The following is a 16977-nucleotide window of genomic DNA, read 5'->3' as shown; positions in this document are numbered from 1 at the left end:
GATTTACATCTATTACATCACACGCTTAAACATTTTTTCTACTTCATATGTTGAAAAATGAATAAGCACCGGTCTACCATGTGGACAAGTAAACGGATTGTCCGCTGCTCGTAAATCATCTAAAAGCTTCACCATCTGTTCTTTATTTAAATAATGATTCGCCTTAATCGACTTTTTACAACTCATCATTATAGCTGCTGCTTCTCGTAGTTTCTTAACGTCCGTTTTCCGCGTTTTCAAAACTTGCTCGATTAGCTCTTCAATTATTTCCTGTTCTTCCCCTTTAGGAAACCAGGTTGGGTATTCACGCACTACAAAGGATGCTTGGCCAAATTCTTCTAAAAACACGCCTACTTCTTCAAGTGCGATCATGGATTCCTTCAAGGTTAATGCCTCATCCGCAGAATAGTGGAACGTGAGGGGCATCAGTAGCGCTTGCCGTTCGTTCGCATTCACTTCGCCTACTTTGTCACGGAAATATTCATATTTAATCCGTTCCTGTGCGGCGTGCTGGTCAATCAAATAAAAGCCGTCCTCCATTTGCGCCACAATATACGTACCATGAATTTGCCCTACGACTTCAAGTTGCGGAAAGTGCTCTTTCTTTTCCGAGAATTCTTGATCCGACTCATGCGGCAGTTCCTGTTGGGCTATGGGGGCTTGTGTACTTTGTGCGGAAGCTTCTATTATTGATTTTTCTTCTATAAAAATTGGTGCACTCGCTAATGGAGTAAAAATCGATTGAAGTGGTGCCTGCTCGCGCACGATCGGTTGCTCATGCGTTAAGCGTTCGACAATTTCACCCAGCTTCGTTTCATCAAATGTTGGTGCCACTGTTTGTGCAGGTTTCCAAATATTCATTTGCTCGCTCGGTAAACGTACGGGCTTGTCACGCTTTTCCACTTGTGGTACGCGAATCACTTGACGAATGGCACCACGCAGCGTTTCTTCTACAAGCTTTAATAGTTCCGGCTCTTTACTAAGACGTACTTGATGCTTTGCCGGATGTACGTTGACGTCGGTTAAGTGTGGATCCCCTTCAATATAAAGGAGGACAATTGGAAAACGCTCAATCGGTAAATACGTATGGTACGCATCGACAATGGCTTTTTGTACAAGGTAATGCTTCACCCAGCGACCGTTCACAAATAAAGACATATAGTTTTTGGAGGCACGTGTTACTTCTGGTAGCGTTGCATAGCCATGTACTTTATAGTCATTATTTCCACCTTCAAAGGCAATCATTTTTTTCGCATTATGGGCTCCGTAAATGGCAGCGAGCACTTGCTGTACATTGCCGCGTCCGTTTGTTTGTAGGAGCGTCTGACCATTATGTACGAGCTTAATCGCGATTTCAGGATAGCCAAGTGCAATGCGGTTCAGTAAATCAATCGAATGACCGAGCTCGGTTTGGATTGTTTTTAAATATTTTAAGCGCGCCGGCGTATTGAAAAATAACTGTGCCACCGTAATATCTGTTCCTTTTCGAAGAGCGGTTGGCTTCTGTTCTTTCACATGGCCACCTTCTAAAAAAAGTTCAAGACCGCTCGTTTTTCCGTCTGACGTGCGAATGGAAACTTTTGAAACAGATGCAATCGACGCTAATGCCTCCCCGCGAAAGCCAAGTGTGCGAATGCGAAATAAATCCTGTTCTTTTTCTATTTTAGACGTAGCATGGCGAAAGAATGACTTTAGTGCATCTTCCTCATCCATGCCACTGCCGTTATCTACAACTTGGATTGATGCGAGGCCGGCTTCTTCAAGAAAAACTTCAATTGTTGTACTGCCCGCATCAATTGCATTTTCAACTAGCTCTTTCACAACGGATGCGGGGCGCTCAACTACTTCACCGGCTGCAATTTTATTGGACAGCCATTCGTCCATAATTTGAATTTTTCCCATGTCACGCCACCTTTTTAGTTATCGTTTAATAATTTTTGCTGTAATTCGTAAAGTGTTGTCATTGCCTGCATCGGCGTTGTCCCCATTACATTGAGCTTCGCAAGTGCCTCTAACACATCTCGCTCACCTTGTGTTAACTGAGGCTCCTCACGCACTGCTTCAAATAATGATAGCTGAAGCTCCTCATCTTTTAGGACTGGCTTTGCTTTTTCTACCGATTGATCATGCTCAAGTAATTGGGTAGGAGTCAGTAAACTAACTTTCACAGGCTCCTTACTTTCAAATTCCTCAAGTAACACGCGTGCACGGTCAATAATTGCTTGTGGCATGTCCGCAAGTTCAGCAACGTGGACACCGTAGCTTTTATCTGCTGCTCCTGTCTTTACTTTGTGCAAGAAGACAACCCGGCCGTCTTTTTCTGTCGCACTTACATGGACATTTTTCAGGTGCTCCAGTTGTGTTTCTAAGTCTGTTAGCTCGTGATAATGCGTAGAAAATAGTGTATTGGCACCGATTTCCGTATGAATATATTCCATCATTGCCTGTGCTAAGCTCATCCCGTCATATGTGGACGTTCCGCGACCGATTTCATCAAATAATAGTAAGCTGTTTTTCGTTGCGTGCGTAATGGCATGCTGTGACTCTAACATTTCGACCATGAACGTTGATTGTCCTGCTACTAGATCATCTGCAGCACCGATACGCGTAAAAATTTGATCGGTAATTGGCAGTTCCGCTACTTCTGCTGGTACGTAACAGCCCATCTGCGCAAGGACAACAATCAGTGCGACTTGGCGCATATACGTACTTTTACCGGACATATTTGGCCCCGTAATCAGCATCATATTTTTATCATTAGTTAGGACACAATCATTTGGTACATACATTTGCTTATTTAGCATTTTTTCAACAACAGGGTGGCGACCTTCAATAATTGTTAAAGCGCGTCCGTCGTGGAATGTTGGTTTTGTAAACCGGTATTTATCAGTAACAACAGCAAAGCTTATAAATACATCGAGTTCACTAATTTGTGCCGCTAACGCTTGTACACGTGGAATAAAAGCCTTTAGCTCCTCGCGCAGTTCAACGAATAATTGATACTCAAGCGCTAAACTTTGCTCTTCTGCATTTAAAATAAGCGCTTCTTTTTCTTTTAATTCCTCTGTAATATAACGCTCCGCATTGGCAAGTGTTTGCTTGCGCTCATAACGTGCTAAATCCGCATTACCTAAATGAGATTTCGTAATTTCAATATAATAACCAAACACACGATTATAGCCGATTTTCAAATTTTTAATGCCCGTCAATTCGCGTTCCTTTTGTTCAAGTTGCGCAATCCAGTCCTTCCCGTTCCGAGAGGCGTAGCGGTACTGATCGAGCTGTTCATTGTAGCTATCTCGAATAACATCGCCCTCTTTAATGGAAATTGGAGGATGATCCGTAATAGCCATTGATAATAGCGCTTCAATATCCGTACATAAATCTAACTGTCGCCCAAGTGCTGTTAAGGTTTCTTTACCACTTTCTAGTAGTTTTGCTTGAATTGCTGGTACTTGTCGTAGTGATTCACGAAGCTGCGCTAAATCACGACCGCCAACAGAACCGAATGCAACGCGTCCGGCTAAACGCTCTAAGTCATACACTTGTTTCAATAACTTTTGTAGCTCGCCACGTACGAAAAACTCTTCTAGCAAATCCGTTACGATGGCAAGGCGTGCTTCGATCGCATGTTTACTTGCAAGGGGCAGGTGCATCCACTGCTTTAATTTACGTCCGCCCATCGCTGTCACGGTTTCATCCAGTAACCATAACAATGTACCTTTTGCATCACCGCCTCGAATTGACTGAATGAGCTCTAAATTACGCTTTGAATTTGTATCGATACGCAAATAATTTTTGGACTCGGTAAAGCTAAACGCTTGAATATGCGATAAGGAACGCATTTGCGTACGTTCAATATATTGTAGTAGACGCTTCGCAACAGGTTGCAGGTTTGCTGGTAGCGCGCTCACATACTGACCCGCCTTTACATCTTCCATTTCTTCTGTCTCGCGAGACAATACAATGCCGTAGTTTGTAGCTTGTTCTGCCATTAAAATATACAGCTGCTCTGTCACAATCAATTCCCGAATAGTATAAGCTTGTAGTTGCTGAATTAATTCCTTTACACTGCCTTCAATGGTCGACGTATTCGCTTCGCCCGTTGATACATCAAGGTACGCAAAAGCAATTTCTGTAGGGGACAATTCCTCAGCCGCTGCTAGGAAGTGATTTGTTTTCCCATCAATCGTTTTCCCTTCCATAATCGTTCCAGGTGTTACTAACTGCACAACCTCACGTTTTACAACGCCCTTTGCTTGCTTTGGATCTTCCGTTTGCTCACAAATGGCCACTTTATAGCCTTTTGCGACAAGTGTTTCAATATAATTTTTAGCCGCATGATGTGGTACACCGCACATCGGAATGGGGTTGTCCGTATTTCCAGCACGGGCTGTTAATGTAATTTCTAAAATTTGTGATGCATTAATAGCATCCTCAAAGAACATTTCATAAAAATCGCCTAATCGATAAAATAAAAAGGCGTCTTGATACTCTTTTTTGACTTCTAAATATTGTTGCATCATTGGTGTATATGTAGTCATCTGGTTCCCTCACTTGCTTTTCTTGTACTGTCCATTATAACAAAAGAATAGAAAAGAGCGCCCTAATATCTACTATGAATTGTAGAAGGCGCTCAAATTTTTTATGAAAATGAAGACGATTCGTTCGATTTCCCAAAGCCTGAAATTGAAGAACATGATGAACTTGACGACGATGAACTTGACGATTGAATCGAACTTTCATCTTCAAAACTCCATTCCTCCTCAAAATCAAGAGGATGAACACTGATGCATATTGTCGTTTCACCAATTACTTCCACTAAAAATTCTCTTTCAATCACGACGTTAAACTGTTCACCATTTGGTGTGATGACCGCTTCAATACAGTTCGGTTGTTGCAAGACACGAACACGAACATCAGTCGAATCACAGATTTCTTCGTCACGGTATTTCAGCTTAATACGATCCTTATAGGAAATCGTTTCTGTAAATACCGCCGTTTTAGAATGATTATTGAACGCATACCACACGTTAACATCGAACTTTCCAGACACTTCTACAAATTTCCCTACTTTTTTGGCCTGGTGCTGATGATTAATGACCCAACAACCTAAAATGCTTGTCGGTACATTCGGTGGACGCAGCGTTTCACTGCATTCAGTACGCTTTTTCCCCTTCGCAATTACTGCCTTCGTCACAATTTGACGTAAACGCTTCACCGAAAATCTCCCCTTTCCTTACTACTCGCATTAGTGTATGCGGCTTAAGCCTAAAGGGTTACGTATTAAAAATACACAACTCACTCAAGAAAGGGCGAGTCGATGTCCTTACTTACGTGGATGAGAAAGGTATCCTTTTTCATCCACTAAAAAGTCCATCTATGAGCGTTGTAGTACTACCTGAACGGTTGGCTAATGGGAAATGTTAGAACCTAAAAATGCTGCAAATCCTCGATAAATTTGCAGCATTTTTATTAGTGTATACTGGTTGTTTCATCTTTAAATAAGTCTTCCACTTCATCTAATAGAAGAGGCTTGTAATAGTAATAACCTTGCCCGATATGACAGCCAAGCGCTTTCAATTCATTATGTTGCTCCTCGGTTTCAATGCCTTCTGCGACTGATGTCATTTGTAAATTCCCAGACAGCTGAATAATGGTTTTGACAACCGCATTCATACGCGGCTCGGCTAAATTATCAATAAAGCTTTTATCGATTTTAATTTCTTCAAACGGTAGCTCCTGTAAATAACTAAGTGAAGAATAGCCCACACCAAAATCATCAATTGACGTGGCAATGCCTTGGTCTTTTAAATCGTTAATAATTTTTTTAGCACGCAGTACATTTTCTAGCTCAATACTTTCGGTAATCTCAAATTTCAAATAACATGGATCTACACCAGAGCTATGAATGAGTGCCAATGTATTTTCTACAAAGGTAGGATAATAAAAATGACTTGGCGAAATATTGACAGATACTTGGAACATTTTCTTTCCAGCATCCATTCGAGCCTTTTGCCACACAAGTATTTTCTTTAAAATTGAACGGTCAATTTTATGAATATTCCCTGTATTTTCAGCGACTGGAATAAAGATTGCTGGTGATACGAAACCTACATCTTTAGACATCCAGCGTGCTAATGCCTCAAAGCTTTCGATTTCCCCTGTTTTAATATTCACTTTAGGCTGCAATACAGGCACAAACTCCTTATTTTTCAGTGCACTTGAGATGTGTGATAAAACTTCCATTTCTTGTTGAATCGCCGTAATTTGGGTTTCATCATACTGCTTTATAACGGTACCTACACATTTTAACGCAGCTGACAGTGCCGTATCCGCTCGTTGGATACTAACATCAGTAGAAATACCCTCATCAAAATGTGAGGTACCGATTTTCAGTGTAATATACACATTTTTATCCGCAATTTTATACGGCTCAATTAGCAACATGTCCTCTACATCCGTATGGCTAAAATCCTGCTTTGGTTGATATTTTGTTGCAATAATAATTGCAGAGCTTGTATAGCGGGCTAAAATTGATTGTTCAAAAATGTCTAATTTTTTCAGGCGAACTGACAGCTGGCGTAAAATTTCATCGCCACCTTGACGTCCATATAAATCTACAATATTTTGATACTCTCCCGGTTCAAAAATATAAATAACACCTTTAGTCCCGCTACTACATTGTTTCACGATTTCTTTTTTAAACGATTCAATATTCCGTAAACCCGTAGTGTGGTCAAAAAAAGCAAGTTGGCTAATTTCATTCTTTTGATTGAAATATTTAAATGCCATTGTCACGATTGGTGCAACTCGATTTAAAAATTGAAAATCAACATCTCTTGGTTCTACTGTTTCTTCAAAATACATTGAAAAAATACCAACCACTTCACCTTCCGCACTTACAATCGGCTGACCCCAAGAAGACACTAAATTATAGCAAGTGAATATATCCGCATATTCGGAACTATTTTGATTTTGCTTAATATCTTTAATAATGAAGGGCTTTTTTAAAAACACTGCTGTTTCTTCATTATAAATAAATTTAGATATATCCATGCCATGCATAATCGATTTAAATTGTTTTGGTAAGGATCCGTACGCAACTACTTTTAACTGTGTGCCCTCAAGAAGCAAAATCGAGCACCGGCATTTTTTTTGGAATTTCATCTCTACATACTTGCAAATATGCTCGAAAATCACAGAAAGCTCATCGCCCTGTTCAAGCCCCGTATAAACTTCTCTCTCCAATAATACAAGTGCCTCCATATTTACGATACTCGTAATATCATTTGAAGTAATGTAGTGGAACTGTACGATTCCCTGTTCATCATGAATCGGCAAGCTAGAAAGCTCATGCCAAAATGCCGAACCATCTTTACGATAATGAAATATTGTCGTTTTAATCGACTTGAAATTTTGAAGACTGTCTAAAAAAACTTGCTCTTGCTCACTGTCCGATAAAGGACCTTGTAGCATTGTAAGTTTAGAGCCGATAAGTTCATGGTCACTATACTCTGTCATCTCGGTAAAAACATGATTCGCATAAACAATTGTAAAATCCTTCAGTGGATCGATTATCACAACCCCTGAATCTAGCTGTTTTGCAATCTGACATAATCCGGAATACAATTGATTTCTTTGTAGTTGGTTTTTGTAAATTTCATACATTTTTTATTATCCTTCCTATTAAAATGAACAATTTACTGATTATACCAAAATAAGCAAGATTATACGACAATTTTCGCATAATTAACGAGCAATTTTTTACACTGAAAAAGGCCCACTTAAGCGCAGAATAGGGCGAGATGTTGTCCCGTATCACGAAATGAGAAAGTATACTTTTTTACCATAAAAAAAGCAGTCCATGTCATTAGGACTGCTTTTCACATTTTATGAGCAACTACCAGGTGTGCTATTTTGTACTTTTGAGCCTGTTTCACCTTTTAAAACGTCGCCACCAGTAGCTTCAATTACTTCCGTTGTAACGGCGTTTGCAATTGCATTGGATACAAGTTGCAATAAGTCATTTACATCTGTTTGAGATTGCTTAAATTGCTGAACAACTGGGACAGCATCGATTTCTTCTTCAATACCAGCGATTTTGCCTTCAATCATTTTAAGCGCTTTTTCTTTTCCAAGATGTTGGAAATTCACTGCTTGCTTTTGTAATGTTTTTAATGATGCAATTTTTTCACGTACATTTTGATTTTCATTAATTTGCTCTTCTGCTTTTTTGAAGAATTCTACTTCTTCTGTATTCGCAATCATGTGCGCGATTTCTTGTGCTTTTGCTACAATCTCATCTTTAGTATAAAGTTTTGTCATACTAGCTCCACCTTTTCTTTTACTTGCTCTATAAATTCGCCCATGAGAGAATGGGATTTTGCCTCAATTACTTTTACTTTCACCAGCTTCCCAACTAACTCAGTCGGACCTTCAAAGTTCACTAATCTATTTTTGCGCGTGTAACCTGCAAGCACATCATCACGGCGTTTACTACTACCTTCAACTAGTACTTCTACGACTTCACCTTCTAGTTGCTTCAGTGCTGCACTAGAAAACTCCGCTACAACCGCATTTAAGCGTTGTAGGCGCTGTTTTTTTACTTCTTCTGGTACATTGTCGACCATTTTCGCAGCCGGTGTTCCCTCGCGTGGTGAGTAAATATACGTAAATGCCATTTCAAAGCCGACTTCACGGTACAGCTCCAATGTTTCTTGGAATTGCTCTTCCGTCTCGTTCGGATAGCCAACAATAATGTCCGTCGTAAGGGCAACATTCGGCATCGCAACTTTTATTTTATCAACAAGTTGTAAGAAATGCTCGCGTGTATACTTACGCGCCATAATTTTTAGCACGTCATTTGAACCTGACTGAACCGGCAAATGAATATGCTCTACTAAATTACCACCCTGTGCAAGCACTTCGATTAATTGGTCATCAAAATCACGTGGATGACTCGTCGTGAAACGAATACGCGGAATATCGATTTTTCGAAGTTCGTCCATTAAATCGCCCAAACGATAGTGTAAGTCTTCAAAATCTTTCCCATATGCGTTGACATTTTGGCCAAGTAACATAATTTCTTTATAGCCTTGTGCCGCTAGCTCGCGAACTTCCGCAATAATTTCTTCCGGACGGCGTGAGCGCTCCTTGCCGCGTGTATACGGAACGATGCAGTATGTACAAAATTTATCGCAGCCGTACATAATATTAACCCAAGCTTTGATCGAACCAAGGCGTTTTTTCGGAAGGTTCTCAATGACGTCCCCTTCTTTTGACCACACCTCAATGACCATTTCTTTTGACATGTAGGCTTCTTGTAAAATGTTCGGTAGGCGGTGAATATTATGCGTTCCAAAAACCATATCCACATGCGGATACGTTTTTAATATTTTATTCACAACCGATTCTTCCTGCGACATACAGCCACAAACACCGATTAACATTTCAGGATTTTTACGTTTGTATTTTACTAGGAATCCAAGCTCTCCAAATACTTTGTTTTCCGCATTTTCTCGGATGGCACATGTATTGAGGAGGACAACATCTGCTGATTCGATGTCCTCTGTTGACTCATATCCTAACTGCATGAAAATACCTGCCATTACTTCTGTATCGTGCTCATTCATTTGGCAACCGTACGTACGAATATAAAACTTACGACCTTCGCCCATACGTAAAAACTGTTCATCAATAGCGAAATCTTTATGGTACTTAATATCTTCTTTCCCACGTTTTTTCGCGTCTTTTAATGATGGAGCAGTAAACACTTTTTCAAAATATTTACTGTAGTCCTTTTCAGCTTTTGCCTCAGACGTTTTTGGTTGTTTAACTTGCTGACTCGCTAGTCGTTGTTCCTCATTCATCGAACTGTAAACTCCTTTCAAATGGCTTCGCACTGTCGAATACCCATTTGTCTATTATAGCGAAAACATAGGCGGAAGGACAAGCTATTGCGAAGGGATCGTAAGAAATTCTCGGTACGCCTGCTCATCGTTGCCTTTTAATATCACGAGAAACGTAAAGGCAAGTTGTACAATAGCTGACCATTTCATTTGATACTTGGATTCAAATTGGTGCTTCGGAAGTTGCAGTACTTCTCGGAAAATCATTTTAGAGTCTAACTCATGCTCTTCTGTGTAGGCAATGAAGGCAAGAAACAGGCGATGATCCTCAACAGCAAGTAGCTTTGATTGCACGAGCTTGTCTAGTTGTTGTGGGTCCTGGATAGAATTGCGTTTTTGAAAGATGCGGTGGAGTTTTTCCTCTTGCTGATGCTTCTTTTTGGAGATGAAATCGATAATGTTCGTCATTGGAATGAGCCTCCTTTTTGGGGTTGATTGTGCGAAATTCAGATTTATCCGCGAAATTGAGGCGGATATCCGCGGATTCAAGTGCTATATCCGCCAATTTACTCTGGATATCCGCCAAAACTTCACTTATATCCGCCAAACCTCTTTTGGGATTAAATAACGTCTCCCTTTATTCGTCCCTTCATAATAAAAATTCAATTTCCTTAATAATTTATTTGCTTTGTCACTACTATCTATCATAAAAAAATCTCTAAAGTCTTTATTTGTAATCCATTCACTTATTAATAGTCGATAATCGTGGAGCCCTTGATATAAAGGTTGTACGCCTTTCTCTCCACAAAAGCAAACAAACTTACCCGATTTATATTTCATCACATGCCCCTCTCCGCAAAGAGCTCCTTTACGAACTTTGCCGATTTCAACTGGGTAGGTCCAGTCACGTGGTTTGTGCATGGTAACTAATGTTTCACCAATGAGCTCTACATGCTGAGGTGCGATTGACCGGGGGTGTTGTTGATACATCTTCTGAATAAACATCGCGAGCCCACTAACGTGAAAAATCGGCACATCGTTTGGCATGTCGCCGATAACGGCAGATTGATGCGCCATAATAATACCGCTACAGACTGGGAGTTGTATGCCAAGCCTTTCCACAATCCGCTTCATATACTGTTGATGACGCATAACTTGATTGATTGGATTCAAAAAACTATCAATTTCTCCGGTTTTGCGAATTCGTAGTAACTGATGTTTATCCGCATCAATCGTCAAATTCCCAGTCATATTTTTAATTTCTAGTACAAGGAGAAATTGCGGACAAAGAAAAATTGTATCAATTTGATGTGAGCCTCCAACATCATTCATCCCTTCAAAATTATGAAATAGCACATACTCTCCGGCAATCTCTTTCCAGTATCGATCAACTCTTTTCTCCCCTTCATAGCCAATCGTCACCACTTTCAATTGCTCCTCCAGCGTTCTATCCACACGCCTCTGAAATGTAGTGAGGATCGTCAATTTTTGCGGGGTCGAGCGTTCCATCAACAACACAAAATCCCCTCCTTAGCCCGTATTGTAGCGAACAAATGAGAGGATTCCTAGTTGATGTGGGAAAGTAGTTTTTTCAACACTTTTTAGTAAGGCAAAGAAGTTATTTTCACACTTTAAACCGATGTACTGCATGAGTTAGTGCGCGCATATTTTTGGCGATGTTCCGGATTTCGTCGTGCATGTCGGCTGTCGATTTTTTTTGTTCTGCCACTTTGGTAGCCATTTGAGTAATTTGCACGGTGTTTTCTTCCGACATGGCGCCTAGTTCTACAGATGATTGCGCTACTTCTTTCGTATGTGCCGAAATCGTATCAATGACGGTTGCCACCTCTTCAATGGGTGGCCCCATCTGCAAAATCTGCTGCGAAATCAATTGGAATTTGGCTGCAGTATGTTCCGTTTTGACTAATCCTTGATGGACTGTTGCTACTGCCATTTCCATCATCTTCGTTGCATTGCTGGCCTCTGAGCGAATTTCATGAACGTTTGCTGCAATAACCTTCGTAAATTGGATCGATTGGGCCGCCAGCTTTTTCACTTCACCCGCAACAACAGCAAAACCGCGTCCGTGCTCCCCTGCATGTGCCGCCTCAATTGTGGCATTCAGTGCAAGTAGGTTTGTTTGATCGGCAATGGCATGAATCATGTCGACAACTTTATGAATTTCTAGCGACTGCTCATTTAATGCGTGCATCGTGTAATTAGCTTGCTGTATCGCATATTCGATTTCGGTCATTTGGGTTAAATTTTCCGAGACAATTTGCTGACCACTTTCCGCCTCAGCAATCGTTTGTTGGATACTGCGTTCAACATCCTTCATGCGTTCCGTAATGAGCTCAATTCCTCCTGCCACCTCTTGAATAGATGCCGCGTTTTCGTTGAGCTGATTGGATGTATGCAGTGCAGAGTGCGCCATTATTTCCGTTCCACTTGAAATATGCACCGCACCTCTAGTCATTTCCGCTGAGCTTTTTTCAAGCAAAATATTCGCCGCTGTTGCAGATTGAGTACTTGTATTTACCACTTTTAGTAACTCTCTAATTTCGGTCATCATTGCATTATAATAGCGCATCGTTTCACCGAGCTCGTCGCGGGCATCATAGTCTGCTACTTTCGTGAAATCCCCTTGCTGCGCGAGCTTGAACAGACGCTGTAGTTGTTTCGTTGGCTTATTAATGGCTTTTGCAGCAACGACACTAAAATACAGCACGAGCAAAATCATCACGACTGATACACAGATAATTAATTTATACCCAAATCTGATGTCTGCCTTGTACGTCTGAAGCTGTGCATTTGCCCGTTCTAAAACATATTGCTTCACTTCAACAAGCAATTCCACGGTTGGCTCAGATTGTAAAAGATTATAGTAATAGTCCATTTTCGAATCGAATAATGCAGGCTTCAAATCAGTTAAAAGGTCTGCTTCAAAATCACCTTTTGATTCGAGTTGCTGTTCCATTGTATGTATAAGGGTTATCGATAAAAGCTTTTCAGCATACATTTTCTCCGTTCCTTGTTCCATTTTCCGCATGTAGTCCATACTAAATACAGCTAAAATAATGTTCGAAACGATGCAAATAAGCATTAAGACAATTAAACGGTCCTTTACTTTAATATATTTTGACAGTCGCACTGGCAAGTCTCCTTATCCGCAAGCTTTTAACCCAAGAATAGCGACCGAATATTAATATACTGCAAGAGTTTTGTAAATTAAATGTAAAAAAACCCGCCACACGGATGTGACGAGCTCATGTATTACATAAATTCTTTTACTAATGCATCGAAATCTGCTTCAGGTAGTGAAAGATCAATATCTGTTAGCGGTAGCTCTGAATAGCCAATAATTTTATCTTGATAAGAAGTTGTTTCTTGATCGTGATAAATAATACCCGTTACAAGACCTTCATTTCTCATAACTGTTTGCATCGCCATTTCACGGTTTGTATGGTCATAACCTTCAACATCTGCAAGCTTTGTTAAGTTTTCCTTGAACCAGTCGTACGTGTTAACTTTATTATATGTTACACATGGTGAGAAAACGTTAATGAATGAGAAGCCTTTATGATTCAGACCAGCTTCGATCATAGCAGTTAGTTCTTTAATATCAGTAGAGAAGCCTTGCGCAACAAATGTAGCACCTGCAGTTAAGGCAACTTCTAACGGTTTAAGTGATGGCTCAATTGCCCCACCTGGTGTTGATTTCGTAACGAAACCAGCAGCAGAACGTGGTGAAGTTTGACCTTTTGTTAATCCATAAATTTGGTTATCCATAACTACATATGTGATGTCGATATTCCGGCGAATTGCATGGATTGTATGCCCCATACCGATTGCGAAACCATCACCGTCACCGCCAGAAGCAATAACTTTTAAGTCTTTATTCGCCATTTTAAGCCCTTGTGCAATTGGAAGAGCGCGGCCGTGAATTCCGTGGAAGCCGTAAGAGTTAATATAGCCTGAAATACGACCTGAACAGCCGATACCAGAAATAACAGCTAGTTCACTCGGTTCGTATCCAACATTTGCAGCAGCACGTTGAATGGCTGCTTGTACAGAGAAGTCACCACAGCCTGGGCACCAGTTTGGCTTGACTGAGTTACGGAAATCTTTAAATGTAGCCATAATTAGATCTCCTCCTTCACAAGATTTTTAAGTTCACGCGGTAAGAAAGGTGTACCGTCGTATTTCAAAATTGAAGCTGTTTTTGTATGGCCGCCAATATTCATTTTCATAATATTTGCTAACTGGCCTGTTGCATTGTTCTCCACAACAATAACTTTTTTCGCTCCGTCTACTAATCGAGACATGATGTCTGCTGGGAATGGGAATAGTAAACGCACATGCGCATGATTTGCTTTAATGCCTTCTGCGTTTAAAGCTTCTTGTACTTCTTCAAGTGCACCGCGCGTTGAGTTAAAGCCGACAAGTAATACATCTGCTTCTTCATATGGTGCATTGATATAGACTGGTTCATTAAAGTTTAATGCTTCTAGCTTGCGGAAACGCTTATCCATTTGCGTACGGCGGTTGCCTGTTGCTTCTGATGGTTTCCCTGTTTCATCATGCTCGACACCTGTTACGTGGTGAATACCACCTAATGTACCAGGTAACACACGCGGCGAGATGCCGTCTTCAGTATTTTCAAAGCGCTTGAAGTAATCCTTTGAATCTGTAGCTTCCACAGAATCAACAATTTTACCGCGGCGAATATTAATTTTACTGTAATCAAATGGCTCAACTGTTTGTTTACCAAGTGATAATTGTAAGTCTGTCATAATAATAACTGGCAGTTGTAATTCTTCTGCGATATTGAACGCCTGGATTGTGTCGTAGAACGCCTCTTGCATTGTAGAAGGTGCGATTACGACTTTTGGAATTTCACCGTGCGTTCCATAAATCATTGCCATTAAATCCGACTGCTCTTGTTTTGTTGGAAGGCCTGTAGATGGGCCACCACGCTGAGTATCAATAATTACAAGCGGCTGTTCTGTCATACCAGATAAACCGATTGCTTCCATCATAAGTGAAAGACCAGGTCCCGCTGAAGCTGTAAATGAACGTACGCCACCGAAGTTAGCGCCAATAGCCATTGTTGCAGCTGCGATTTCATCTTCTGTTTGGATGACCGCACCACCGAATTTCGGTAGTTTTTTAATCATGTATTCCATAATTTCTGAAGCTGGTGTAATTGGGTACGCAGCCATGAAGCGCGCACCTGCTGCAAGTGCACCGAATGCAACTGCATCATTACCGATCATAAACATGCGACGTTTGCCGTCAGCCGGAGTTAACTCCCATTCACCGACACGTTGACCGATTAGTTCAGCAATGGCTTCTCGACCTTTTTGAATCGCCTCGATATTTTTCGCTACGACTTCTTCCCCTTTACGGCCGAAGATTTCGTCAACAACGCTTTGGAAAACTGATTCTTCTAAGTTTAAAAGTGCTGCTGTTGCGCCGATTGCGACCATGTTTTTCATTAATGAAGTACCTAATTCCGCGGCAATTTCAGTAAATGGTACAGCAAATAGCGGTGCTACGCAGTCTTCTGGATTTTTCGGGTCAAATTTTGCATCTGCCATAATAATACTGTTTGGCGTTAATTCTTTATAGTTTACGTCGATCGTTTCTTGGTCGAACGCCACTAAAATATCTAAATCGTCCGCAATTGAACGAACCTCTGTTGGACGAACTGTAATTTTGTTATTCGTATGGCCACCTTTAATACGAGAAGAGAAATGACGGTAACCGTATAGGAAATACCCTAAACGATTCATTGCCATTGAGAAGATTTCACCTGTACTCTCAATCCCTTCACCTTGTTGCCCACCGACTTTCCATGAAAGCTGATGTAACATTTCAACATCTCCTTAAGATTGCAATTTATATATCAATTACGCCTCGGTTTAAATACGTCCATATTTCGGACTCGAGTTTACACGAGTCAACTGCTGTACGATATATGTGACATCCCTGTAGGCTTATTTTTGTTCAGCGGCGTGTAGACACCTACTGAAAAAAGATAAATTTCCTACATTAGTTTAACACGAAGATGTAACGTGTACTATTGCAAATGTCATATTGAAACAAAAAATCAGACCTTTGACGGAACGCACCGTTCATAAAGTTGTAATCATAGATAGAATAGGTTTTTTTAATCCCAAGAATCAAGGTCAGTTTTCTGTAATGTGATACCATTTCTTTATGTAAATTTTGTATCTTTTTAGCCAATCTATACGGGAATTCTGCGCAAAAAAAAGGTCATCCAATTAGAGGACGACCTGTTCGTTTTAACGCTTGCGTTTTTCCACAATTAGCTTTATTGCTGTACGATCTTCCCCGCCAATCGTAATGTCGGAAAAAGCTGGCGTACAAATTAAATCCGTTCCACTCGGTGCCACAAATCCCCGAGCAATTGCTACTGCCTTTACTGCCTGATTGACAGCGCCTGCTCCGACTGCCTGCATTTCTGCATACCCTTGCTCCCGAATGACTGCGACCATTGCTCCTGCAACGGAATTTGGATTAGAACGTGACGATACTTTTAATGAATCCACAGCAATTCCCCCTTATAAAATAGTTTAACAAGATAGTATAGCGCGCAATATAAAATGTGATATTTATACAAAAATAATAAAAATTCAAAACACAATACTACTTATCAATTTCTACGTTTGTTTTACGGATGGATAAGTTGTTCTGATTTTTTGAAATGGTTTGTTTCAAATGTTGTTTTTTTCGGAACTCATTTTAAACTCCCTAAAATAAAAAAGGTCATCCACATCTGGACGACCTGTTCGTTTTATCGTTTTATCGGGTACGTTTTTCTACCAAAAGTTTTAAAGCCGTACGATCTTCCCCGCCAATTGTAATATCAGCAAAGGCTGGTGCACAAATTAAATCCGTTCCACTCGGTGCCACGAAACCACGCGCAATCGCCACTGCCTTTACAGCTTGGTTGAGTGCGCCTGCACCGACTGCCTGCATTTCCGCATATCCTTGTTCACGAATGACAGCGACCAGTGCACCTGCAACAGAATTTGGATTAGAACGAGACGATACTTTTAATGCATCCATAGCTATTCCTCCTCATATAATTCCTATTATG

Annotated in this window: 13 protein-coding genes; all 13 read right to left on the bottom strand. The window is 40.6% G+C overall.

The features are described from left to right. Positions 1–12: 12 nt before the first annotated feature. Positions 13–1902 carry a DNA mismatch repair endonuclease MutL gene (gene mutL, locus MHH87_RS05315; protein WP_340748288.1) on the bottom strand — a complete coding sequence of 630 codons (1890 nt, stop codon included), beginning with the start codon at positions 1900–1902 and terminating at the stop codon, positions 13–15. Between the two features lie 14 nt (positions 1903–1916). After that, a complete protein-coding gene (gene mutS / locus MHH87_RS05310) occupies positions 1917–4544 on the bottom strand; it encodes a DNA mismatch repair protein MutS (protein ID WP_340748287.1) in 2628 nt (875 codons plus the stop codon). Positions 4545–4645: 101 nt separating this feature from the next. Further along, positions 4646–5221: an outer spore coat protein CotE gene (gene cotE / locus MHH87_RS05305; RefSeq protein ID WP_340748286.1), complete on the bottom strand. Its 576-nt coding sequence runs from the start codon at positions 5219–5221 to the stop codon at positions 4646–4648. Positions 5222–5475: 254 nt separating this feature from the next. Then, positions 5476–7671, bottom strand: coding sequence for an EAL domain-containing protein (locus tag MHH87_RS05300; protein WP_340748285.1), 2196 nt, complete (start codon positions 7669–7671; stop codon positions 5476–5478). Between the two features lie 222 nt (positions 7672–7893). Continuing rightward, entirely contained in the window at positions 7894–8328 is a 435-nt protein-coding gene (locus MHH87_RS05295) for a RicAFT regulatory complex protein RicA family protein (RefSeq protein ID WP_340748284.1), read from the bottom strand. Next, positions 8325–9872 (bottom strand): tRNA (N6-isopentenyl adenosine(37)-C2)-methylthiotransferase MiaB, encoded by a 1548-nt coding sequence (gene miaB, locus MHH87_RS05290; RefSeq protein ID WP_340748283.1) that lies wholly within the window; start codon positions 9870–9872, stop codon positions 8325–8327. Before miaB ends, MHH87_RS05295 begins: the two co-directional genes overlap by 4 nt. Before the next feature lie 84 nt (positions 9873–9956). Further along, a complete protein-coding gene (locus MHH87_RS05285) occupies positions 9957–10319 on the bottom strand; it encodes a hypothetical protein (protein WP_340748282.1) in 363 nt (120 codons plus the stop codon). A 126-nt stretch (positions 10320–10445) separates the two neighbouring features. Beyond that, positions 10446–11276, bottom strand: coding sequence for a nuclease-related domain-containing protein (locus MHH87_RS05280; protein WP_340750888.1), 831 nt, complete (start codon positions 11274–11276; stop codon positions 10446–10448). Between the two features lie 199 nt (positions 11277–11475). Continuing rightward, positions 11476–13002, bottom strand: coding sequence for a methyl-accepting chemotaxis protein (locus MHH87_RS05275; protein WP_340748281.1), 1527 nt, complete (start codon positions 13000–13002; stop codon positions 11476–11478). 122 nt (positions 13003–13124) lie between these two features. Continuing rightward, entirely contained in the window at positions 13125–13991 is an 867-nt protein-coding gene (locus tag MHH87_RS05270; protein WP_340748280.1) for a 2-oxoacid:ferredoxin oxidoreductase subunit beta, read from the bottom strand. 2 nt (positions 13992–13993) lie between these two features. Next, on the bottom strand, positions 13994–15727 hold the full coding sequence (locus MHH87_RS05265) for a 2-oxoacid:acceptor oxidoreductase subunit alpha (RefSeq protein ID WP_340748279.1): 1734 nt from the start codon (positions 15725–15727) through the stop codon (positions 13994–13996). A 432-nt stretch (positions 15728–16159) separates the two neighbouring features. After that, a complete protein-coding gene (locus MHH87_RS05260) occupies positions 16160–16426 on the bottom strand; it encodes a stage V sporulation protein S (protein WP_340748278.1) in 267 nt (88 codons plus the stop codon). A gap of 253 nt (positions 16427–16679) precedes the next feature. Beyond that, entirely contained in the window at positions 16680–16946 is a 267-nt protein-coding gene (locus MHH87_RS05255) for a stage V sporulation protein S (RefSeq protein WP_340748277.1), read from the bottom strand. Positions 16947–16977: the final 31 nt, after the last annotated feature.

Origin of the sequence: Solibacillus sp. FSL H8-0538 (assembly GCF_038003525.1) — a bacterium.
Lineage (GTDB): Bacteria > Bacillota > Bacilli > Bacillales_A > Planococcaceae > JBBOPI01.
This window is presented reverse-complemented; position numbering and strand designations above follow the sequence as displayed.